This window comes from Pontibacillus chungwhensis BH030062 (assembly GCF_000770675.1).
Classification (GTDB): Bacteria; Bacillota; Bacilli; order Bacillales; family BH030062; genus Pontibacillus; species Pontibacillus chungwhensis.
In genome coordinates this window covers 1-21,796 of the sequence record NZ_AVBG01000019.1, presented here as the reverse complement: position 1 = coordinate 21,796, position 21,796 = coordinate 1, and the positions used below count along the sequence as shown (strand labels likewise).

Here is a 21,796-nt window from a genome sequence, read left to right as displayed (position 1 = left end):
TGATGACAAATCATATTAAAGTTATGGGTCTTGGTGCGGCCGACCTTGAGCAATTGCCATTAGGAGTATACAGAACCCTTGTAAAAGGCGAGGGGGTCCGATATGCACGCACGTTGGATCATCCGGTCATTAAGGCGTTGGAAGATGAAGGTGTTACGTTCGAATCGTTTGATCATGTATATGAAGAACAGGAGCAATTTGGTGATGTATATGAAACGATTGTGGAACAACTTATTAAGGAAGCGGAAGGTCGAGATATTATATATGTGGTTCCTGGTCACCCGATGCTTGCTGAGAAAACCGTACAGCTTTTATTAATAGCTGAAAAAAATGAACGAGTATCAGTATCCATTCAGGGTGGGCAAAGCTACTTAGATGATTTATTCACAAGTCTACAAATTGATCCTATTGAAGGTTTTCAATTTATTGATGCAACAGGTTTTAGTAGAAGCATGGTAGAACATCGTCAGCACACAGTCTTTTGTCAAGTATATGATGAAATGATTGCTTCAGAGGTGAAGGTATCGTTGCTCGAAGATCTACCTCCTGAGTTTCCTGTATATATTGTAGATGCTGTAGGTAGTAAACAAGAGCGAATAGAACAAGTGCCTCTATTTGAACTTGATCATCAAGTAGAACTGAGTAATTTAACAAGCGTATATGTGCCGCCCGTTTCAGAAGATCAGCTCGCTCATCAGTTTTTCAGGGTTCGGGACGTAATAGCAGCACTGCGTGCACCAGATGGATGTCCTTGGGATCGTAAGCAAACGCATGAAAGCTTACGGCCTTATTTAATAGAGGAAGCATATGAGCTTATCCAGGCCATTGATGACCAAGATGATGAAGGGATCATAGAAGAACTGGGAGATGTGCTTTTACAGGTCCTCCTGCACAGTCAAATTGGCGAGGATGAAGGATTTTTCACGATCGATGACGTAATTCTATCTTTAACGGAGAAAATGATCCGTCGTCATCCGCATGTTTTCTCAGATCGACAGGCTGATGATGTTGATCAGGTTATGAGGAACTGGGACGAGATCAAGAAAGATGAAAAAGGTTTGGAAAGACCCTCGGTATTAGACGGTGTCGTAGAGGCGTTGCCTGGACTTATGAGAGCTCAGGAATTACAGAAGAAGGCGAAGAAGGTAGGATTCGATTGGGACGATCCGCAACCCATGTGGGAGAAAGTGAAAGAAGAAATGGATGAGTTCGAAGAGAGCCTGCGGTCTGAGGCATTTTCTGATCAAGAATTAGAGTATGGAGACGTCTTGTTTGCGTTTGTAAATCTTGCCCGTTACTATAAAATAAATCCAGAACTCGCAATTCAAAGAACCAACGATAAATTTGAACGACGCTTTAAAGAGATGGAAGCGGTGATTACTTCCGAGGGTCAAGAAATGCAGGATATGACACTAGAACAGTTGGATTATTACTGGGTTCAAGCGAAGAATAGAGAGAAGGGGGAGAAATAACATGAGGCTAGATAAATTCCTTAAGATATCTCGTTTGATAAAACGACGTACATTAGCGAAAGAAGTGGCGGATCAAGGCCGTATCCAATTAAACGGTAATACAGCGAAGGCGTCTACAGATGTGTCTGTTGGAGACGAGCTTTCCATCCGTTTTGGACAAAAGCAATTGACGCTTGAGGTCACATCTTTACGAGAAAATGTAAAGAAAGACGAAGCATCATCTCTTTATAAAATCATTAGTGAACAAGAAGTGTAGTCATGTAATTTGAACGAAAAAAGGCACTTCACTCCTGTTGAGGAGTGAAGTGTCTTTTTTTTGTATATCTTTACGGGAGTTGTGGATGGGAGGAGCTAACACTTAAAAAAGGAAGTACGATAGGCTTCCTCTCCAAAAATATTCTGCTCTGAACTTTTTATAAGGGATTGTACATATTTGAAATCTCTCACTCATAGATTGGTAACGATAAGGGGAGGGGTGGATATATGGAGTATTATGAAAAAGATGTACAAGGAACGGGAACTCGTGGGCAAGGTGATCATCATGTGAAGATGAATAATAGACGCAACTTAGAAATTACCGGAGTAAAAGAGGTAGATAGTTTCGATGCTGAGGAATTTTTATTACAAACAAATATGGGATATTTAGTAGTACGAGGACAGAATCTTCAAATGAAGAATTTAGATGTGGAGCAAGGGATTGTATCGATTAAAGGAAAGGTGTATGAACTCTCCTATTTAGACGAACAGCAACAGGAGAAAGCTAAAGGATTCTTTAGCAAAATGTTTAAATGAGTTTAGATACACAGTTTTTAACAATGGTTATTATGTTTAGTAGTGGCGTATATCTGGGTATAGTTATGGATACATTTAAAAGATTTGAGCCCTTATGGAAATCTAATCTAATCATGAGGTATTCCTTCGAGATTTTATTTTGGATTCTACAAGGGTTGGTTTTGTTTTATTTTCTATTCTTAGCGAATCAGGGAGAATTACGTCTTTATATTGTACTGGCTGTGGTGTGTGGTTATGCTGCATACCAAGCCTTGTTTAGGGAAACTTATAAAAAAGTATTAGAGAGGTTAATTAAGATCATCTCAGGGCTCATTCGCTTTATTACACGGGTCGTGGCGGTGTTTATTGTACGTCCAATTCGTTTTATTATCATTACAATAATGAAGCTAATTCTCCTTTTGTGGACAACCTTACTAGCCATTATTCTTTTCCTATTTAAAATTTTACTATATCCATTTCAGTTGATCGGGCGCATAACGTGGAAGTTGATGCCGAAAAATGTGAAAAAATACTTACTAGACGTAGCAGGGTTTTATAGTAAAATGAAGAATATAATACTAAAATGGTGGGGAATTATCCAGCAAAAAAGGAGGTAGCTTATCATCGTGCAGGATCAACGTGATTCGGTTGCAAAGATAGATTCAGGATATGTGAAGCAGTACGATGCATACGTAGAGCGTCAACATAAGAAGAAGAAGCGGCTCATTCGCCGATTAGCTTTGTTTACAATCGCATCCCTTCTTTTATTGGGCGGATTACTGACTTACCATATTCAACAACGGACACTTTATGCTGAGAAGCAAGCCAAGTATGAAGAATTGCAGGAGCAAATGAATCTTTTAGAGAAGCAGGAAAAAGATTTTAAAGAAGAAATTAAGCTCTTAAATGATGAAGAATATGTCTTGCAGATAGCCAGGACCAATTATTTCTTCTCAAAAGAAGGCGAAATTATCTTTAAAATCCCTGATAACGGTCCCTCATATTGACACTCTTTTTAAGGCTTATATATAATATATAAGAATGATACTTTTTGAAATTCATAAGGAGGAGCAATTTTTTTATGTCAATTGAAGTAGGCAGCAAGTTGCAGGGCAAGGTAACAGGTATCACTAATTTCGGAGCATTCGTTGAATTACCTAATGGTTCAACAGGTTTGGTTCACATTAGTGAGGTTGCTGATAATTATGTAAAAGACATTAATGATCACTTAAGTGAAGGCGACCAAGTAGAAGTGAAAGTAATTAATGTGGAGAAAGACGGTAAGATTGGTTTGTCTATTAAGAAAGCTAAAGACAACTACAAAGGTGACCGTGAGCGTCGCAACAATAACCATAACAAAGGCGGCGGAAAAGGCAAAGGCAACAAAGGTAACCAGCGCCCTGAGAATTTTGATTCGTTAATGAATCGTTTCCTTAAAGATAGCGACGAAAAGCTAGCATCTTTAAAAAAGCACACGGAATCAAAACGTGGAGGTCGAGGTGCTAAACGAGGCTAACTTGCTGTCTATGAGCAACCATTATGAATTGAATGTTCTTATATAGAGGAAGTGACCAGCTCAATAGAGCTGGTCACTTTTTATTGTCTATAAAAGGGTTGTTCAAGAAGAGGGCAGGATTGTTGAAGACTCGAAGTTGAGAGAATGTTTCCGTTAACGTTAGTGTTGAGTAAGGAGGTCCGGGAAACTACTCGCTTTCCGCGGGCGAGCTGTCGAGCGTCCTCACTCACTTCGTTCGCTCCAGGGTCTCGTCTACCTCTTTCTCCCGCGGGCAAAGGAGCCTAGGGAAGACCCCACAGAGAGCAAAAGCGAACGAGGAGGCTTCCCAGCTCCCCGCAGGAAAGCGAGTTGTCCCCGAGCAAGCCCAAGCACTCATAAACGTAACGGCCCTATCCACACAAAAGTACCTCAACTTCAAGTTTTCCATATAAGGGAGCTTATATGGAAAAGGGAAAGAGGATGTTTATTTGGTTCTTAATGTAAAGTTTTGATACTATTAAGGTACATAAAACGATGAGAGTGAGGTTTTACAGGTGGAAGACATAGTAGAAGAACATATATTCAACAAGCTGTTAGAAGACGCCATTGATCACACACGTGTCGGTGTTACTATAACAGACCCTGGACAGCCCGATAATCCTATTATTTATGCCAATAAAGGCTTTGAACATATTACTGGTTATCATAAAAGCGAAATCTTAGGACGTAACTGCAGATTTCTTCAGGGAGAGGGAACGCAGGAAGAGCAGATTAATCAATTAAGAAAAGCCATTTCCAATGAAGAGTCTGTTGCTGTAACCGTATTAAACCATAGGAAAAACGGGGAGCCTTTTTGGAATGAACTACATATAGACCCGGTTTATGTGAAAGAGAAAGGTCGATATTATTTTATAGGGATTCAAAAAGATGTGTCAGAGAAGAAAAAGGCTGAGGAAGACCTATTAACTTCAATGAATGAAATTACAGCGCTCTCAACCCCTATTGTCCCTCTTACAGATGGTATATCCGTTTTACCTCTCATAGGGAATATGGATGGAGACCGACTTGCCTTAATTTCTGATCGTATCGCTGATAAAATGGCTACGTTAAAACATAAGAAATTAATTGTGGAGTTATCTGGACTCGTAGATTTTGATGAAGAAGTTATTCATGGGATTTACAAACTAAATGACTTATTGCAACTACTCGGAACAGACCTTGTTATTGCCGGAATTTCACCTGAGTTTGCTATGAAGTCAGCCCGTATGGGGGTTAACTTAGGTTCCATACAATCTTTTTCATCCGTGAAGGATGCTCTAGAGAAAGTTCAGCAAAACCCATAAAAAAAGCTGCTTCTTAAAAAGAAGCAGCTTTTCTCTGTCATCCTATTTCACATAAATGTAAAAAAATCCACACCGCTGTGTGGTAGGACAAGAATTCGGATGATGACCCGTACGGGATTCGAACCCGTGTTACCGCCGTGAAAGGGCGGTGTCTTAACCACTTGACCAACGGGCCGTTGGTTTATACAGTAAAAAAATATGGTAGCGGCGGAGGGGATCGAACCCCCGACCTCACGGGTATGAACCGTACGCTCTCGCCAGCTGAGCTACACCGCCATGTTTTTACTATATAGTAAAGAATGTTTAGTTTGTTCTTTCAAGATGTTTATCCCGAAGTCACAAGCAATATATTACACGACCATTGTCGAAGTGTCAACGGATTTTATTAATGTCATTATTTTTTGAATATTTACCGCTTCATTTTGAAATAAGGTAAGGGAATCCGACAGGGTTATAAGAAGGGCTGTGAGAAAGGATTAAACAATTTGCCGAAACAAGCCTGCCTGTATAGAAAGCCGTCGAAACTTTTATTAACTTCTTTCTGATGTTTTGACAAAAAAAGCTAGTCCTGTGTGATTAAATAAATCACTAAGGGGGAGTGTTTAAATGGAGATCTTAACAAAACGGGCAGTTAAGGAAATGAGTGGGATGGGAATAGCCACCTTAGAAAATTGGAAGCGGAGGATGGGGGAGCAGGCGAAAATTTTCATGATTGAGCGCGGCTGGCTTTTATGGATTGTTGGCTTCTTATTGGGACGAGCAATTGTTCTTTCGTCAGTATCGCCTTTTGCCCTTTCTTTTCTCGCTTCTGTTTGGCTAATGAGAAAAGATAAGTCGTTAAAAGTTATGACCGCTGTCCTTTGCGGATCGTTAACCTATCATTGGCAACACAGTCTGTACGTATTTGCTGCTATGCTCAGTTTCTTTTTGTTAGCTTTTGTGCTTCAGCGAATGAAGAAACAACAAGAGTTTCTACCATTTGTTGTATTTATAGCGAGTCTAGCTCCAAGAGTCGGAGCGTACACCCTTATTCAACCGGCTGAACCTTATGATTGGATGCTAGCGATTGTGGAAGCAAGTCTGAGTGCAATCTTAGTACTTATCTTTATGCAAAGCATCCCATTATTATCACCGAAACGGTATAAACAATCGTTAAAAAACGAAGAAATTGTATGCATGATTATATTATTAGCTTCTGTGCTTACGGGAACGATTGGTTGGCAAATATACAATATTTCACTTGAGCAGACGTTGTCTAGGTACCTGGTGCTTTGGTTGGCGTATATCGGAGGAGCTGCTATTGGTTCAACTGTCGGTGTAGTAACTGGTTTAATTTTAAGTCTTGCAAATGTAGCAAGTTTATATCAAATGAGTCTATTGGCTTTTTCAGGCTTATTAGGTGGCTTGTTAAAAGACGGGAAAAAAATCGGCGTAGGGGTCGGCTTATTTGTTGGTACGATGCTTATCGGTATATATGGAGAAGGGTTAGGGTCCCTTGCTCCATCGATGCTTGAATCCTCTGTAGCTGTTCTCCTCTTTTTTATAACACCTGAAAAATGGATTCGTAATTTAGCCAGGTATATCCCTGGTACTAATGAACATTCGCAAGAACAGGAGCAATACTTACAGAAGATCCGTAACGTAACGGCCAATCGAGTGGAGCAATTCTCGAGTGTATTTCAGGCGCTTTCGAAGAGCTTTGCGCAAGTTCAGCACCATATGGATGAAGAACAAGAGAGCAAAGAAACCGATTATTTCCTGAGCAATGTTACTGAGAAAACGTGCCAATCATGTTTTAAAAAGGATAAATGCTGGGCTCAGCAGTTTGATCAGACTTACGGTTATATGAAGGAGATGATGACAGAATTAGATGCGGGGACTTTCCAACACAAACGGAAACTTCAAGCAGATTTTGAGAAGCATTGTGTGAAGTCTAAAAAGGTTATTGAAACGATGAACCATGAATTATCATTTTTTCAAGCCAATCAACGCTTGAAAAAACAAGTATTAGAGAGTAGAAGGTTCGTTGCAGACCAGCTTAATGGTGTATCGGAAGTCATGGGAGATTTCGCTAAAGAAATATTGAAAGAACGAGAAAATCATGAATTACAAGAAGAAGAGATTGTCCAAGCTTTAAAAGGAATGGGGTTCGAGATTGAACAGCTTGAGATCTATAGCTTGGAGGCGGGGAATATTGATATCGATATGACCCTTTCTTTCTATGATTATAAAGGTGAAGGGGCGAAGATTATAGCCCCGGTGTTATCCGAGATATTAAATGAAACGATTATGGTTAAGCATGAGGAGATCTCCCCTTTCCCTAATGGATATGGATCATTTTCTTTTGGTTCTACCAAAAAATTTGTTATTGATACAGGGGTGGCTCATGCTGCAAAAGACGGAGGTTTAGTTTCTGGAGACAGTTACTCCACTATGGAACTTGGAGCGGGCAAGTATGCCGTTGCGATTAGTGATGGAATGGGTAACGGAGAAAGGGCTCATGTAGAAAGTATGGAAACGCTACGATTACTACAACAAATTTTACAATCTGGAATTGAGGAGAAGGTAGCGATTAAATCTATTAATTCAATCCTTTCACTCCGAACAACGGATGAAATTTTTTCTACTCTAGATCTAGCGGTCATTGATCTTCAAGATGCAGCTGTAAAGTTTCTGAAGATCGGTTCTACACCTAGTTTTATTAAGAGGGGAGATCAGTTGAGCAAAATAGAAGCAAGTAATTTACCTATGGGGATTATTCAAGAATTTGATGTCGATGTGGTCAGTGACCAACTGAAGCCAGGAGATTTACTCATCATGATGAGTGATGGAATTTTTGAAGGTCCTAAGCACGTAGAGAATATTGATATGTGGTTAAAACGAAAAATTAGGGATATGAGAACCGAAGATCCTCAGGATGTAGCTGACTTACTACTAGAGGAAGTGGTTAGAACACGTTCAGGTGCAATTGAGGACGATATGACAGTCGTCGTTGCGAAAATAAGTCACAATGTTCCTCAGTGGGCTAACATTCCCATAATGGGGCGGGCGCAATAAATGAAAAAGAGTACCTTTGGCAAGGTACTCTTTTTTTGCTAGATACCATATCTAACATACTTTTGAAACAGTCTTTCAAGTGCCACTCGCCTCAAGACATGAGTTAATCTGCTGTATAGGGGGAGGCGGCTTCTCCATGAGCATGTCGTCTTCAACTAGGGGCTATCGTGGCGATTTCGCTTTTGTAACTTACTAGTATAAAAGCAATGAATCTAGTCGAAGATGGTAGTAATTTATGGAGGAGGAGATATCTCATGAATAAAGGAACATTGAAGCAAATTCTTTTGATAACTGATGGGTGTTCAAATCAAGGCGAAGATCCTGCTGCTGTAGCAACTTTGGCTTATCAGCAAGGGGTGACAGTAAATGTAATAGGAATTCTAGAGGATCAGCAGTCTGAGCAACCTGAAGGGTTAGAAGAGGTCGAGGAAATAGCCATGAGCGGAGGAGGCGTAAGCCAAATTGTATATGCTAAATCTTTGTCTCAGACCGTCCAAATGGTAACCAAACAAGCTATGACCCAGACTCTTCAAGGGGTTGTGAATCAAGAATTGCAACAAATCCTTGGGGCCAAACAAGAGATGGAAGATCTCCCTCCTGAAAAGCGCGGAGAAATCATGGAAGTTGTCGAGGATTTAGGTGAAACATGTGATTTAGAAGTGTTGGTATTGGTTGATACAAGTGCGAGTATGCATAATAAACTGCCGACGGTTCAAGATTCATTGTTTGATTTATCGCTTAGCCTAAACGCTCGGATGGGGAAGAATCGTTTCTCAATCTATACATTCCCTGGCAAACGTAAAGAGATGGATAAGATTATGGATTGGACGCCTAAGCTTGACTCTATATCCTCTGTCTTTCCAAAACTGACGAGCGGGGGGATTACACCAACCGGTCCGGCCTTAAGAGAAGCAATGCAACAATTCACCAAGAAGCGAAGCCTACGTAACCTTATAGGTCGTGAAGACACCGATGTGGAAGAGTCAGGGTATTAATCTATCCCCTGGAACTGTCATTAAAGGAAAATGGCATTACCGCTCGTATACCATTGTAAAGAAGTTAGGTTCCGGGGCTATGGGTACTGTTTATTTAGCTACTGATCATGGGCAATCGGTAGCCATAAAATTCGGGCACAATAGTTCTTCTATTACGACTGAGGTCAATGTGTTACGGACATTACAGAAGGTCCAGGACCATAAACTTGGACCTTCTTTGTTAGATGTAGATGACTGGGTTTTAAAAGATGGGTCTCAGGTATCCTTTTATGTCATGGAATATCTTAAAGGTAAAGAACTAAATCGTTTTGTTCAGGAACACGGATTTGAGTGGGTAGGTATTCTTGCGATTCAACTATTAGAAGATTTAGAGCACCTCCATCAATTTGGATGGGTGTTCGGGGATCTTAAAACTGATAATCTTCTTGTTACGTTCCCACCTGCACGGTTGCGCTGGCTAGATGTTGGCGGCACAACTCAAGTAGGAAGAGCCATTAAAGAGTACACCGAATTTTATGATCGAGGTTATTGGGGAATGGGATCCAGGAAAGCTGATCCTCAATACGATCTATTCGCATTTGCCATGGTTATTCTACAAATCGAGTATCCTTCTCGTTTTGAAAGAGGGTCCCATCCTGAGAGAACCTTATTTATGAAAGTAAAGCAGGCGAATAATCTAGCCCCATATCAGGATATCCTTAGGAAAGCGTTACGTTCGGAGTACAACTCTGCTGCAGAAATGAAAGATGAGGTAACATCTATGTTATTAGCCTCCCCTACTCAACGTACACGAAATACAAGAGCAGCTCGAAAACAAAAACCTTCTGTTCAACCGTCTCGGAAGAAACCACCTGCAACCGTCCCATCCTCTAGCTCTTCTAAATCAGCGCAAAGGTGGGAAATAGTTGGAATCGTCATGACGGTTTGTTTATTTTATATGATGTATGTAGTAATGCAGTGGATTTAATAGAATAAATCTTACGTTTTGCAGTCTTTGAATTATAAATGGTAGGATAGAAATGGCATATAAAGAATAAATAGAACGGAGTTGGGGAAGTTGTTTAGCCAGAAGGTCGATCAATTTGTCCAAAGGCATCAGCTTTTTTCATTGAATTCTACCGTATTAGTAGCTGTATCTGGAGGGCCTGATTCCATGGCTCTTCTGCATTATTTAAAAAGCAGAATGGATCGCTTTGGGTTTCATATTGTTGTTTTAACGATTGATCATTCTTTGAGAGGGGTAGACTCGAAGGAGGATGTTCATTATGTAACTTCAATCTGTAAGAAGTGGGATATTGAATGTGAGGCAGTAACGTTAGATGTGCCGGCTTATAAGGAGAAATACGGGGTTGGAACACAGGAAGCTGCAAGAAAGCTTAGATATCAGTACTTTGAGGGTCAGATGGAAAAGCACAACGCTGATTATCTTGCAATGGGCCACCATGGGGACGATCAAGTAGAGACACTTCTGATGGAGATGACCAGGGGAGCAGAGCCAAGCAGCATAAGCGGAATTCCCGTTTATCGATCGTTTAGCGAAGGTCGTATTGTTCGCCCACTCTTGTGTGTGACGAAACAGGAAATTGAATCTTACTGTGAGAAAAACGAAATTAGGCCTCGTATAGATGAGTCGAATCAAACAACTGCTTATACAAGGAACTCGTTCCGTGCACATGTATTGCCTGTATTAAAGTCTCACAACCCCAAGGTTCATGAACATATGCAATATTTTCAAGAATATCAGAGTGATGATGAGGCGTATTTGATGCAGGAAGCTAAAAAGATTTTTGACTCATCTCTTCTTCATAAAAAAAATCAGGAGATCAGGTTTAATCGAAGTGATTTTTTAAACGTTCCTTCACCTTTACAAAGGAGGACCTTTCACTTAATATTAAACTATCTGTATCAAGAACCCTCTTTTGATGTAACTTATCATCATTGGGAGCAATACATACGAATAGTGAAAGATGAGACCCCGCAAGCAATGATGCATTTGCCGAGAGGTCTGTCTGTTGTTCGTTCTTATGAGAATATCGCTTTTACATTTAAGAAGCAGGAAGCGGTCCCTTTTCATTATTTGCTAAACGTGCCAGGGGAATTGGTTTTGCCTGATGGAGCTTATATTTATGCCGATTATGACGACTATAATAGGGGTCAAGAAAGCCATCATTTTGCTTGTGATATAAGTAACGTAACCTTACCTCTCATCGTTCGGACGAGAAAGCCGGGCGATAAATTTATTCCTAAAGGAATGAAAGGGCGTAAAAAGGTGAAAGACTTATTTATTGATGAAAAGATCCCTCATGAACAACGCAGCAATTGGCCAATTGTTACAGATGCGAATGGTCAAATTCTGTGGGTCGTTTCATTAAAAGAAGCAAACATTCCAGTTAATCAACAACACCCGATCTGGTTACATCTTACTTATGAGAATCACAAGAACTTCTAGGAGGATGGAAAATGCATAATGATATCGAAAAAGTCTTAATTTCCGAGGAGGAACTACAATCAAAAGTTAAAGAACTCGCAGCACAACTGTCTGAAGATTATGAAGGCAAGTTCCCTCTAGCAATTGGTGTTCTAAAAGGTGCCATGCCATTTATGTCTGACCTATTAAAGCGTATGGACACATACTTGGAAATGGACTTTATGGATGTATCTAGTTATAACGGTACAATGCAGTCATCAGGTGAAGTGAAAATTGTTAAAGATTTAGACACACAGGTAGAAGGAAGGGACCTTCTCATTATCGAAGATATTATCGATAGTGGCTTGACTTTAAGCTACCTTGTTGATTTGTTTAAATACCGTAAAGCTAAGTCCATCAAGATTGTGACCCTTCTTGATAAACCATCAGGGCGTAAAGGTGATGTTAAAGCGGATCTTGCAGGATTTGAGGTACCTGATGAATTTGTAGTAGGTTATGGGTTAGACTACCAAGAGAGGTATCGTAACCTGCCATACATTGGTGTCTTAAAACCAGCCGTTTACGGTGGGGATCAGTAAGAATAAACCCTTGTTTTATTCATATAATGCACCAAACTGGGTTGTTCCTTTAGTAAAGGATGACAATCTGTTGACAACGTTTACTCTGTAAGGGTAATTAGTTGTGTAAGTTCTTTCACATATGGTACTATTTACTATAGTTTTCTCGCCTGGGAGGAGGTAGGCAATGAACCGAATATTTCGTAATACCATCTTCTATGCGCTAATCTTTTTAGTGGTAATAGGAGTTGTTGGTCTATTCAAAGGAGATACTTCTCAAGATGAACAATTAAAATACAGTCAATTTGTTCAGCAGCTTAACGATGGTCAAATAGAGACCATGAACATTCAATATACGAACCATGCTTACAAGGTAACTGGTGACTTGGTTTCGTCTGGCGAAGAGGAAAAGCAAAGCTATACAGCTACAATCCCGGATAACGAACAAATCGTTAACCGAGTTACAGATGCTGCACAGCAACAAGGAATTGAAACAGTTGATTTTGAGAAAGCGGAAGAGCCTAGTGGATGGGTGACATTCTTCACTTCCATTATTCCGTTTGTAATTATCTTCATTTTATTCTTCTTCTTACTGAACCAAGCTCAAGGTGGCGGAAGCAAAGTAATGAACTTTGGTAAAAGTAAGGCTAAATTATTTAATGAAGAGAAGAAGAAAGTACGTTTTAAAGATGTAGCCGGAGCAGATGAGGAGAAACAAGAACTTGTTGAAGTTGTTGATTTCCTAAAAGACCCTCGTAAATTTGCCTCCATTGGTGCACGTATTCCAAAAGGTGTTCTACTAGTAGGACCACCAGGAACAGGTAAAACGTTACTAGCACGCGCTGTAGCCGGAGAAGCGGGCGTACCGTTCTTCTCAATCAGTGGTTCAGACTTCGTAGAAATGTTCGTTGGTGTTGGTGCTTCTCGTGTACGTGATCTTTTCGAAAACGCGAAGAAGAACGCACCATGTATTATCTTTATCGATGAAATTGATGCTGTGGGTCGTCAACGTGGAGCAGGCTTAGGCGGAGGTCACGATGAACGTGAACAAACGCTTAACCAATTACTCGTTGAAATGGATGGTTTCGGCGCAAATGAAGGAATCATTATCATATCTGCGACCAACCGACCTGATATTCTTGACCCAGCCTTACTCCGTCCAGGACGTTTCGACCGTCAAATTACCGTAAACCGTCCGGACTTAAAAGGACGCGAAGAAGTGCTACAAGTACATGCTCGTAATAAGCCGCTTGATGAGGAATCAATTGATCTTCATACAATCGCCATGCGTACTCCAGGATTTTCTGGGGCGGATCTTGAGAACTTGTTAAACGAAGCTGCATTAGTAGCTGCTCGTGCCGACAAAGAAAAGATCGATATGGTATCAGTAGACGAAGCAATTGATCGTGTCATTGCGGGTCCTGCTAAGAAGAGCCGTGTGGTCTCTCAAAAAGAACGTAATATTGTTGCTCACCACGAGAGTGGACACACCATTATTGGTATGGTGTTAGATGAGGCCGATATGGTACACAAAGTAACGATCGTGCCTCGTGGTCAAGCTGGTGGTTATGCAGTTATGCTTCCTAAGGAAGATCGCTTCATGATGACTCAACCTGAGCTTCTAGATAAGATCGCAGGTCTACTTGGTGGACGTGTCGCAGAGGAAATCATGTTTGGCGAAGTAAGTACTGGTGCCTCAAACGACTTCCAACGTGCGACAAGTATTGCGCGCAAAATGGTTACTGAATACGGTATGAGCTCTAAGCTTGGACCGCTTCAATTCGGAGGAGGCGGCGGAGGACAAGTGTTCTTAGGCCGTGACATCCAGAATGAGCAGAATTACAGTGACAAGATTGCGTATGAAATTGATCAAGAAGTTCAACGTATTATTAAAGAACAGTATGACCGTGCTAAAGGCATCCTGACAGAACACAAGGAGCAGCTTGATGTAATTGCTAAGACGCTTCTTGAGGTTGAAACGTTAGATGCAGCACAAATTCGTTCTCTATTTGATAAAGGCGTTTTACCAGAAGGTTATGATGATCCAACTTATTCTTCTAAATCGGAGTCTGGAGAAGACGTAAAAGTCAACATTCAGTCTAAAGAAGAGGAAGAGCCTAAAGCGGATCTTAATAAGAAACAACCAACTGACTTAAGTAAATCTGAACCATCTGAAACGGATGAGGAAGAAAACGATAAGAAAAACGACTAATCACTCATAAGCTGCTTCAGCCTACCATGGCTGAAGCAGCTTTTGTGTGTGGTGAAGTAATGGAGTGGCAGAATCACTATAAGTGACTAAGTTCTTTCCCTTCGTTTACAATAGTAGTGAGTACGTTTGTTGAAATGAATGATCAATATCGTTTATTTTAAATAAATAATGATAAACCATTTATAGATTAACTCGTACATATCTGTTTAGGGTATGTGGATTTACTGCATTAAGCAGGATAACGAAAATGAAAAGGAGAATGAAATAATATGAGCGATTATTTAATTCGAGCAACCGCCTATAATGGTATGGTTCGTGCATATGGAATACAATCAACGGAAACAGTAGGGGAAGCGGTACGTCGTCAAGATACGTATGCAACAGCTTCAGCTGCACTTGGACGCACCTTAACCATCTCAGCGATGATGGGTTCTATGATGAAAGGTGACGATAAGCTTACGATTAAAATAGAAGGTGGAGGGCCGATCGGCGCAATCATTGCAGATGCTACAGCTCATGGTGATGTACGCGGGTATGTATCCAACCCTCACGTAGATTTTGATTTAAATACTAACGGAAAGCTAGATGTTCGGAGTGCGGTAGGTACAACAGGAACACTAAGTGTTGTAAAAGATTTAGGTCTAAAAAATAACTTTACAGGGGAAGTACCGATTGTATCTGGGGAGATTGGGGAAGACTTTACCTATTACTTCGCTAATTCTGAACAGATTCCATCAGCAGTAGGTGCTGGTGTGTTAGTAAACCCGGATCAAACCATCAAAGCTTCTGGCGGTTTCATTATTCAGATCATGCCAGGTGCTGATGATGAAACCATTTCAAAGATTGAGCAACAGATTAATGAACTTCCTCAGGTTTCTCGCTTAATCGATGAAGGCCATACACCTGAAGAGATGCTAGAAAAACTTCTAGATGGTGGCGAAATGAAGGTATTAAGTAAAACGCCAGTTCAATTTAAATGTCAATGTTCACGCGAACGCTTAGAGCAGGCTCTTCAAGGACTAGGTAATGATGAACTTCAAGCTATGATTGAAGAAGATCATGGAGCCGAAGCGCATTGTCATTTCTGTAATGAAGCTTATCATTTCACAGAGGATCAACTCCGCGAACTTATAACTGAATAAGGTAGACAACTAGGGAAAGGTGGTTGGGATGACGAGAAAGCTTTTGTGGGGAATTATTGTAGTTCTATTTATCACAAATTTAACATCACTGTTGGTTTGGGTGAGTACTAAGGAACAAAGTTTAACAAGCTCCACGAATAAGCTGACTCCGGTTGTAGAGGCAACAGAAGAACCGGTAGCTCTTGTTGGGGAAGAAAAGGTTCATCATGGAGAGTGGATGGCTACTCTTCAAGAGAAATATGGCAAAGACATATTGATGAATATGATCGACAAACAAGTGGTTTTTAATCTAGCCAATGAATATGAGATAGAGGTTTCAAGCAAGCTCATCCAACGTGAGCTTGCGCTAATGGAGACGATGCTTCCTGTAATGGAAGAGAAAGAAATAGAAGAAAAGCGAAAACAGTGGGAAGATGATGTTCGCTATCGCTATTATTTAGAAGATCTCTTAACAAAAGACATTGGGATTAGCGAAAAAGAAATCAAAACGTTCTATGAAGATCATAAGGATCAATATGAATTCCGTACCACTTATCAGTTCTCTCATATCGTCGTTCCCTCAAAGGAAACGGCATTGAAAATAAAGAAAGAACTTGATGGTGGGGCGAAATTTAGCATGTTAGCCCGTGAGTATACCGAAGATAAGTTTACCAAAGGTAAAGGAGGGTATCTTGGCTACTTCTCAGATGAGAGCCAGTACCTACCTTCTTTATATTATGATCAGGCGGAAAGCTTATCCCCTGGATCTTTTAGTGAACCTTTCCGTACCGACCAGGGTTATGTTCTGTTGCAAATGCACCGAACGCTTCCTTCCATTACTTTCACCTATAAAGAAATAAAGAAACAGATAAAAAGAGAAATTGCTCTTGATTACGTGAGTGATTCGTTATCGGCGCGTCCCCTCTGGAAAGAAGTTGGAGTGGATTGGATATATGGCGATTAACGAATCGCTTCTTTTTTTTAGGAAGACTGATATACTTTATAGAGGTTCCTTTTATTTGACTTTTTAGATAATTCTTTTTAAATTAATGGTAAGCCTATAATATTACTTGGGATTGGGAGTGTTAATGATGAGAATAGGAAATTCGGTAGCCGACCTTATCGGGAAAACGCCTATCGTAAAGTTAAATCGTATTTCGGATGAAGAAAGTGCGGATATCTATGTAAAGTTGGAATACATGAATCCGGGGAGCTCTGTAAAAGACCGTATCGCTCTTGCGATGATTGAAGCGGCAGAGCAAGAGGGGGGCTTGAGTGAAGGTGATACCATCATTGAGCCCACTAGCGGTAATACAGGTATCGGTCTTGCGATGGTAGCGGCTGCTAAGGGATATCGATCCATTCTTGTGATGCCTGATACGATGAGTGAAGAACGAAGAAACCTTTTGCGTGCCTATGGCGCAGAATTAGTATTGACACCAGGTAGTGATGGTATGAAGGGTGCAATCCAGAAGGCGGAAGAATTACAGAAGGAGCACGGCTACTTTATGCCTCAGCAGTTTAACAATGAGGCTAATCCTAAAGTGCACGAAAAGACAACAGGTCCTGAAATTGTAGAACAAATGGGAGAGCAGTTAGATGCCTTCATTGCCGGGATTGGAACAGGTGGTACAATCACCGGAGCAGGAAAGGTACTGAAGGATGCTTATAAAGATATTCAAATCTATGCTGTTGAACCTGATAGCTCCCCTGTACTATCGGGAGGATCTCCGGGTCCTCATAAAATACAAGGAATTGGGGCTGGGTTTGTCCCTAAGGTGTTAAATACAGAGGTGTACGATCATATTATTCAAGTAACGAACGACCAAGCTTATGAAACAGCTAGAGAAGTAGCTAAAACAGAAGGTGTTCTTGGCGGGGTTTCCACCGGAGCAGCCATCTATGCAGCTAAAGAAGTAGCTAAAAAGTTAGGTAAAGGCAAGAAAGTGCTCGCTATTGTGCCGAGTAACGGAGAACGCTATTTGTCCACTCCTTTATATCAGTTTGATGATCAATCTTAATATTCCTCATCCCCCTCCATATGCGGAGGGGGATTTTTAGATGGGTAAACTTTATCGGTGTGATTATCTTGCTTAGATTGTGTACAATAGAATAGAAATCAAGAACGGCATTAAAAGGAGCTATGAAAAAGTGACCATTCTTCGCACTAAACAGAAGACATATGATATGACGAAAGAAACGCTTGTTATGGGAATCTTAAATGCTACCCCTGACTCTTTTTCGGATGGCGGGCAGTATGATGAAATTGATGCAGCAGTGCAGCAGGCCAAACAAATGCAAGAAGACGGAGCTCACATCATAGATATTGGCGGTGAATCTACGAGGCCTGGTCATGAGCCAGTAACTGAAAGCGAAGAGCTGAGAAGGGTTATTCCCATTATTCAAGCATTACAGAAAGAAGTTACGATTCCAATTTCGATTGATACGTATAAAGCGGAAGTAGCTAGACAAGCGTTAGAAGCAGGAGCTTCTATTATTAATGATGTATGGGGGGCTAAGAAGGATCCGCAAATGGCTCAAGTTGCCGCAGCATATCAAGCCCCCATTATTCTTATGCACAACCGGAAAGATCGAAACTATACAAATCTAATAGAAGATATGAAAACAGATCTGAAAGAAAGCGTTGAGTTAGTTATGGGTGCTGGGGTGAAGGAAGAAAACATCCTATTAGACCCTGGTGTAGGATTTGCGAAGACTCCCGATCAAAACCTATTTGTAATGAACCACTTAAGAGAAATCACGTCGCTTGGATACCCTGTTCTACTTGGGACTTCAAGAAAATCCTTTATTGGTCAAGCTCTAGATCTACCTGTTGAGGAACGCATGGAAGGTACAGGGGCTACGGTTTGTTATGGTATAACCCAAGGTATTAAACTTGTGAGAGTTCACGATGTGAAATCAATTGCTAGAATGACGAAGATGATGGATAAAATGCTTGAGAAGGGGAGAAGCGATGATGGATAAGATACTTATGAAGCAGATGGCGTTTTATGGCTACCACGGTTTATTTCCGGAAGAGAATAAGTTAGGACAACGCTTTAAGGTAGATCTTGCTTTGGAGTTGGATTTAAAAGAAGCGGGTCAAACGGATAATATGGAAAAGAGTATTAATTATGGCCGCATATATGAGGTAACAAAAGATGTGGTTGAAGGAGAAGCCAAGCAATTAGTAGAAACTGTGGCCGAAACCATTGCTTCAGAATTGCTTTCACGTTTTGATAAGCTTCAAGCTTGTACGGTAACGGTAATTAAACCGGACCCACCAATTCCGGGTCACTACGAATCTGTGGCAATTGAAATTTATAGGGAGCGAACAACCAGATGAAGGAAGCATATATTGCGCTAGGTTCCAATATTTCCCCTAAAGCTGATTACCTTGAAAAGTCCCTGAGCAGATTGCAAGAGCATGAGGATATTGAAGTTTTACAAGCTTCTCCTATTTATGAAACAGTCCCTGTGGGTTATACTGAACAAAGTGATTTTCTAAATATGGTAGCTCATATTCAAACTTCATTATCTGCTTTTAAACTATTGGAAGTATGCCAGGAGATTGAACAGGAACTTGGTCGTGAACGAACGATTAAATGGGGGCCTCGTACAATCGATCTTGACATTTTATTATATAATCAAGAAAATATTGAAACAGAACAATTAGTTATACCACATCCTAGATTACATGAACGAGCTTTTGTACTCGTGCCATTGGCAGAGCTTGATCCAAACTTAATCGTTCCTGTCATCCATAAATCTGTTTCAGATTTACTAGCTGCATTAGCAGATGAGGAGAAAGAAGGAATTGCAAAATGGAAGCCGAAAAATGGGGGAAACGAATAAGAGCCTATAGGAAGCTGAAAGGTTATACTCAAGCTGGCTTTGCTAAGACATTGGGGATATCGGTATCTGTTTTAGGTGAGATTGAAAGAGGGGCTCGATTACCAAATGAAAGAGTCATTAACAAAATCTCGATCGAACTGAGGATACCATTACAAGAATTAGCCCCGAGAGATTAAATAGAAGTGAAGGTCTAACATGAAAGGGAAGGTTCATATACGTATAGATGAAGCTACTTCCCGGTTACAGCTTTTTGCTACCCTTAACAAATATGTAGAAGATCTAAAAAAAGCACGAATGGTGGTTTCGTAATGTTACAAAGAAGAAGTATATCATCCATGACCCTATTCTATATATGAAGCTTATGGATACTTATACTTTTTGTTTAGACAAGCTATAAAATGGAGTGATAAACATGACAGAAGAATTGAATGACCATATGCGCGTACGCCGCGAGAAACTAGCGTCATATGCTGAACAAGGTATTGATCCTTTCGGTGATAAATATGAACGTACGCACTCATCAGAAGACTTAAAAGAATCGTACGATCAGTTTTCTAAAGAAGAACTGGAAGAGAAAGCGATCGAAGTAACCATAGCTGGCCGTATTATGACTAAACGCGGAAAAGGGAAAGCTGGTTTCGCTCACTTGCAAGATCTGAAAGGACAGATTCAAATTTATGTTCGAAAAGACACAGTAGGCGAAGAACCATATGAACTTTTCGGTACCGCAGACATGGGAGATATTGTAGGGGTTACTGGTAAGATGTTTAAGACAAAAGTGGGTGAACTTTCTGTTAAAGCAACAGAATTTCACATGCTGACCAAGTCTCTACGTCCGTTACCTGAGAAATTCCATGGACTGAAGGACGTAGAACAACGTTATCGTCAGCGTTATTTAGATTTGATTACAAACCCAACAAGCCGTGATACATTTGTTACTCGCAGTAAAATTATTCAGTCTATGCGTCGTTACTTCGATGATTTAGGTTTCTTGGAAGTCGAGACACCAACCATGCATGCTATCCCTGGTGGAGCATCTGCTCGTCCGTTTATTACACATCACAACGCATTAGACATGCCGTTATATATGCGCATTGCTATTGAATTGCATCTGAAGCGTCTAATCGTTGGTGGCATGGAGAAGGTTTATGAGATCGGTCGCGTTTTCCGTAATGAAGGTGTATCTACAAGGCACAATCCTGAGTTCACTATGCTAGAACTATATGAAGCGTATGCTGACTTCCATGATGTAATGGCTCTAACGGAAGAAGTTATTGCTCATATAGCTAAGGATGTCTTAGGTACAACAACCGTACAATATGGAGATTATGAAGTGAACCTTGAGCCAAGATGGACTCGTCTTCATATGGTCGATGCTATTAAAGATTATACGGGTGTAGATTTCTGGCAGGAGATGTCTGACGAAGAAGCAAAAGCTCTTGCTAAAGAAAATGGCATTGATATTGAAGATAACATGACTTACGGGCACATTGTGAATGAATTCTTTGAACAGCGAGTGGAAGATAAGTTAATCCAACCAACGTTTGTGTATGGACATCCATTGGAAATCTCTCCTTTAGCGAAGAAGAATAAAGATGACGGTCGTTTCACGGATCGTTTCGAACTGTTTATAGTAGGTCGCGAACATGCTAACGCATTTTCTGAGCTTAATGATCCTATTGATCAACGTCAACGTTTTGAAGCGCAAGTTAAAGAAAGGGAAGAAGGTAATGACGAAGCTCACCTTATGGATGAGGACTTCTTAGAAGCACTTGAGTATGGTTTACCCCCAACAGGTGGCTTAGGTATTGGTATTGATCGCCTTGTAATGCTACTCACAAACTCACCGTCTATTCGTGATGTACTGCTATTCCCGCAAATGAGAAGCCGTGACTAATAACTAAAAATTCCCCTCTGCGTGTGCAGTGGGGAATTTTTATTAAGGATAAAGGTAGCAATATTTAGTCGGGGTGGTAGCAAAAACACCGTCATGTAAGTTTATAACGCAAATGTCAGATTCATTTGAATTAACTTTCAACTAAAAAGTTATTAAAATGTCTTGCATAAATAAAGCGAACCATGGTACATTATTAAACGTTGCGTTAACAACAACGCAAACAACAAAACGATCTTGAGGCAGTGTTCACGAAACACAACGCCTTCCTATTTAATAGAAAGAGATCGGGTTGAGGAAAGAGAGCAAAATAACTTTAAAAAAGTTATTGACTCAAAACCAACCACATGATAAGATGTTTAAGTCGCTGTTAAACGACACGAACAACAAAACGATCTTGAGGCAGTGTTCACGAAACACAACGTCTTCCTATTCAATAGAAAGAGATCGGGTTGAGGGAAGAGAAAAAAACTTAAAAAAGTTATTGACTCAAAACCAACCACATGATATAATGTTTAAGTCGCTGTTAAAACAGCGGGCAACACAAAAAAGAAACATTTGATCTTTGAAAACTGAACGAAACAACATGTAACGTC

21 protein-coding genes and 2 tRNA genes are annotated in these 21,796 nt (G+C 40.5%); 21 read left to right on the top strand and 2 right to left on the bottom strand.

Features of this window, described 5'->3' with window-relative positions:
• Positions 1-2: 2 nt before the first annotated feature.
• From yabN to ytvA, 7 genes are all read left to right on the top strand, one after another.
• Complete coding sequence (gene yabN, locus N780_RS17625) at positions 3-1,472, top strand: bifunctional methyltransferase/pyrophosphohydrolase YabN (RefSeq protein WP_036787195.1); 1,470 nt, start codon at positions 3-5, stop codon at positions 1,470-1,472.
• 1 nt (position 1,473) lies between these two features.
• Positions 1,474-1,728, top strand: a complete 255-nt coding sequence (locus N780_RS17620; RefSeq protein ID WP_036787192.1) for an RNA-binding S4 domain-containing protein — start codon at positions 1,474-1,476, stop codon at positions 1,726-1,728.
• A 227-nt stretch (positions 1,729-1,955) separates the two neighbouring features.
• The gene (yabP, locus tag N780_RS17615; RefSeq protein ID WP_036787189.1) at positions 1,956-2,264 is read left to right on the top strand and encodes a sporulation protein YabP; all 309 of its coding nucleotides are present in this window, start codon (positions 1,956-1,958) and stop codon (positions 2,262-2,264) included.
• A complete protein-coding gene (gene yabQ / locus N780_RS17610) occupies positions 2,261-2,860 on the top strand; it encodes a spore cortex biosynthesis protein YabQ (protein ID WP_036787186.1) in 600 nt (199 codons plus the stop codon). The genes yabP and yabQ overlap by 4 nt, the downstream gene beginning before the upstream one ends.
• 9 nt (positions 2,861-2,869) lie before the next feature.
• Positions 2,870-3,250: an FtsB family cell division protein gene (locus tag N780_RS17605; RefSeq protein ID WP_036787183.1), complete on the top strand. Its 381-nt coding sequence runs from the start codon at positions 2,870-2,872 to the stop codon at positions 3,248-3,250.
• 74 nt (positions 3,251-3,324) lie between these two features.
• Positions 3,325-3,759, top strand: coding sequence for a S1 domain-containing RNA-binding protein (locus N780_RS17600; protein WP_036787180.1), 435 nt, complete (start codon positions 3,325-3,327; stop codon positions 3,757-3,759).
• A 533-nt stretch (positions 3,760-4,292) separates the two neighbouring features.
• Positions 4,293-5,081 carry a YtvA family blue-light photoreceptor gene (gene ytvA / locus N780_RS17595; protein WP_052115155.1) on the top strand — a complete coding sequence of 263 codons (789 nt, stop codon included), beginning with the start codon at positions 4,293-4,295 and terminating at the stop codon, positions 5,079-5,081.
• 103 nt (positions 5,082-5,184) lie between these two features.
• Here ytvA and N780_RS17590 read toward each other — a convergent pair.
• Positions 5,185-5,256 (bottom strand) — tRNA-Glu (locus N780_RS17590).
• Positions 5,257-5,280: 24 nt separating this feature from the next.
• Positions 5,281-5,357, bottom strand: a tRNA-Met gene (locus N780_RS17585).
• Positions 5,358-5,687: 330 nt separating this feature from the next.
• Between N780_RS17585 and spoIIE the strand changes: the two genes are divergently transcribed.
• The 14 genes from spoIIE (at position 5,688) to lysS (ending at position 21,203) form a co-directional block, all read left to right on the top strand.
• Complete coding sequence (gene spoIIE / locus N780_RS17580) at positions 5,688-8,138, top strand: stage II sporulation protein E (protein WP_036787177.1); 2,451 nt, start codon at positions 5,688-5,690, stop codon at positions 8,136-8,138.
• A gap of 254 nt (positions 8,139-8,392) precedes the next feature.
• A complete protein-coding gene (locus tag N780_RS17575) occupies positions 8,393-9,133 on the top strand; it encodes a VWA domain-containing protein (protein WP_036787174.1) in 741 nt (246 codons plus the stop codon).
• Positions 9,111-10,100, top strand: a complete 990-nt coding sequence (prkT, locus tag N780_RS17570) for a serine/threonine protein kinase PrkT (RefSeq protein ID WP_036787171.1) — start codon at positions 9,111-9,113, stop codon at positions 10,098-10,100. The genes N780_RS17575 and prkT overlap by 23 nt, the downstream gene beginning before the upstream one ends.
• Before the next feature lie 90 nt (positions 10,101-10,190).
• Positions 10,191-11,582 carry a tRNA lysidine(34) synthetase TilS gene (gene tilS / locus N780_RS17565; RefSeq protein ID WP_036787168.1) on the top strand — a complete coding sequence of 464 codons (1,392 nt, stop codon included), beginning with the start codon at positions 10,191-10,193 and terminating at the stop codon, positions 11,580-11,582.
• Positions 11,583-11,593: 11 nt separating this feature from the next.
• The gene (gene hpt, locus N780_RS17560) at positions 11,594-12,139 is read left to right on the top strand and encodes a hypoxanthine phosphoribosyltransferase (RefSeq protein ID WP_036787165.1); all 546 of its coding nucleotides are present in this window, start codon (positions 11,594-11,596) and stop codon (positions 12,137-12,139) included.
• Positions 12,140-12,305: 166 nt separating this feature from the next.
• Positions 12,306-14,330 (top strand): ATP-dependent zinc metalloprotease FtsH, encoded by a 2,025-nt coding sequence (gene ftsH / locus N780_RS17555; RefSeq protein ID WP_036787157.1) that lies wholly within the window; start codon positions 12,306-12,308, stop codon positions 14,328-14,330.
• Positions 14,331-14,599: 269 nt separating this feature from the next.
• Positions 14,600-15,472, top strand: a complete 873-nt coding sequence (gene hslO, locus N780_RS17550; protein WP_036787155.1) for an Hsp33 family molecular chaperone HslO — start codon at positions 14,600-14,602, stop codon at positions 15,470-15,472.
• Between the two features lie 28 nt (positions 15,473-15,500).
• Positions 15,501-16,415, top strand: a complete 915-nt coding sequence (locus N780_RS17545; RefSeq protein ID WP_036787152.1) for a peptidylprolyl isomerase — start codon at positions 15,501-15,503, stop codon at positions 16,413-16,415.
• 124 nt (positions 16,416-16,539) lie between these two features.
• Positions 16,540-17,472 carry a cysteine synthase A gene (cysK, locus tag N780_RS17540; RefSeq protein WP_036787149.1) on the top strand — a complete coding sequence of 311 codons (933 nt, stop codon included), beginning with the start codon at positions 16,540-16,542 and terminating at the stop codon, positions 17,470-17,472.
• A gap of 166 nt (positions 17,473-17,638) precedes the next feature.
• The gene (folP, locus tag N780_RS17535) at positions 17,639-18,436 is read left to right on the top strand and encodes a dihydropteroate synthase (protein WP_084599737.1); all 798 of its coding nucleotides are present in this window, start codon (positions 17,639-17,641) and stop codon (positions 18,434-18,436) included.
• Positions 18,429-18,797: a dihydroneopterin aldolase gene (gene folB / locus N780_RS17530; RefSeq protein WP_036787261.1), complete on the top strand. Its 369-nt coding sequence runs from the start codon at positions 18,429-18,431 to the stop codon at positions 18,795-18,797. The genes folP and folB overlap by 8 nt, the downstream gene beginning before the upstream one ends.
• Positions 18,794-19,306 carry a 2-amino-4-hydroxy-6-hydroxymethyldihydropteridine diphosphokinase gene (gene folK, locus N780_RS17525; RefSeq protein WP_036787147.1) on the top strand — a complete coding sequence of 171 codons (513 nt, stop codon included), beginning with the start codon at positions 18,794-18,796 and terminating at the stop codon, positions 19,304-19,306. Before folB ends, folK begins: the two co-directional genes overlap by 4 nt.
• Positions 19,276-19,482 (top strand): helix-turn-helix domain-containing protein, encoded by a 207-nt coding sequence (locus N780_RS17520; protein WP_036787146.1) that lies wholly within the window; start codon positions 19,276-19,278, stop codon positions 19,480-19,482. The genes folK and N780_RS17520 overlap by 31 nt, the downstream gene beginning before the upstream one ends.
• Before the next feature lie 236 nt (positions 19,483-19,718).
• Positions 19,719-21,203 (top strand): lysine--tRNA ligase, encoded by a 1,485-nt coding sequence (gene lysS / locus N780_RS17515; protein ID WP_036787144.1) that lies wholly within the window; start codon positions 19,719-19,721, stop codon positions 21,201-21,203.
• Positions 21,204-21,796: the final 593 nt, after the last annotated feature.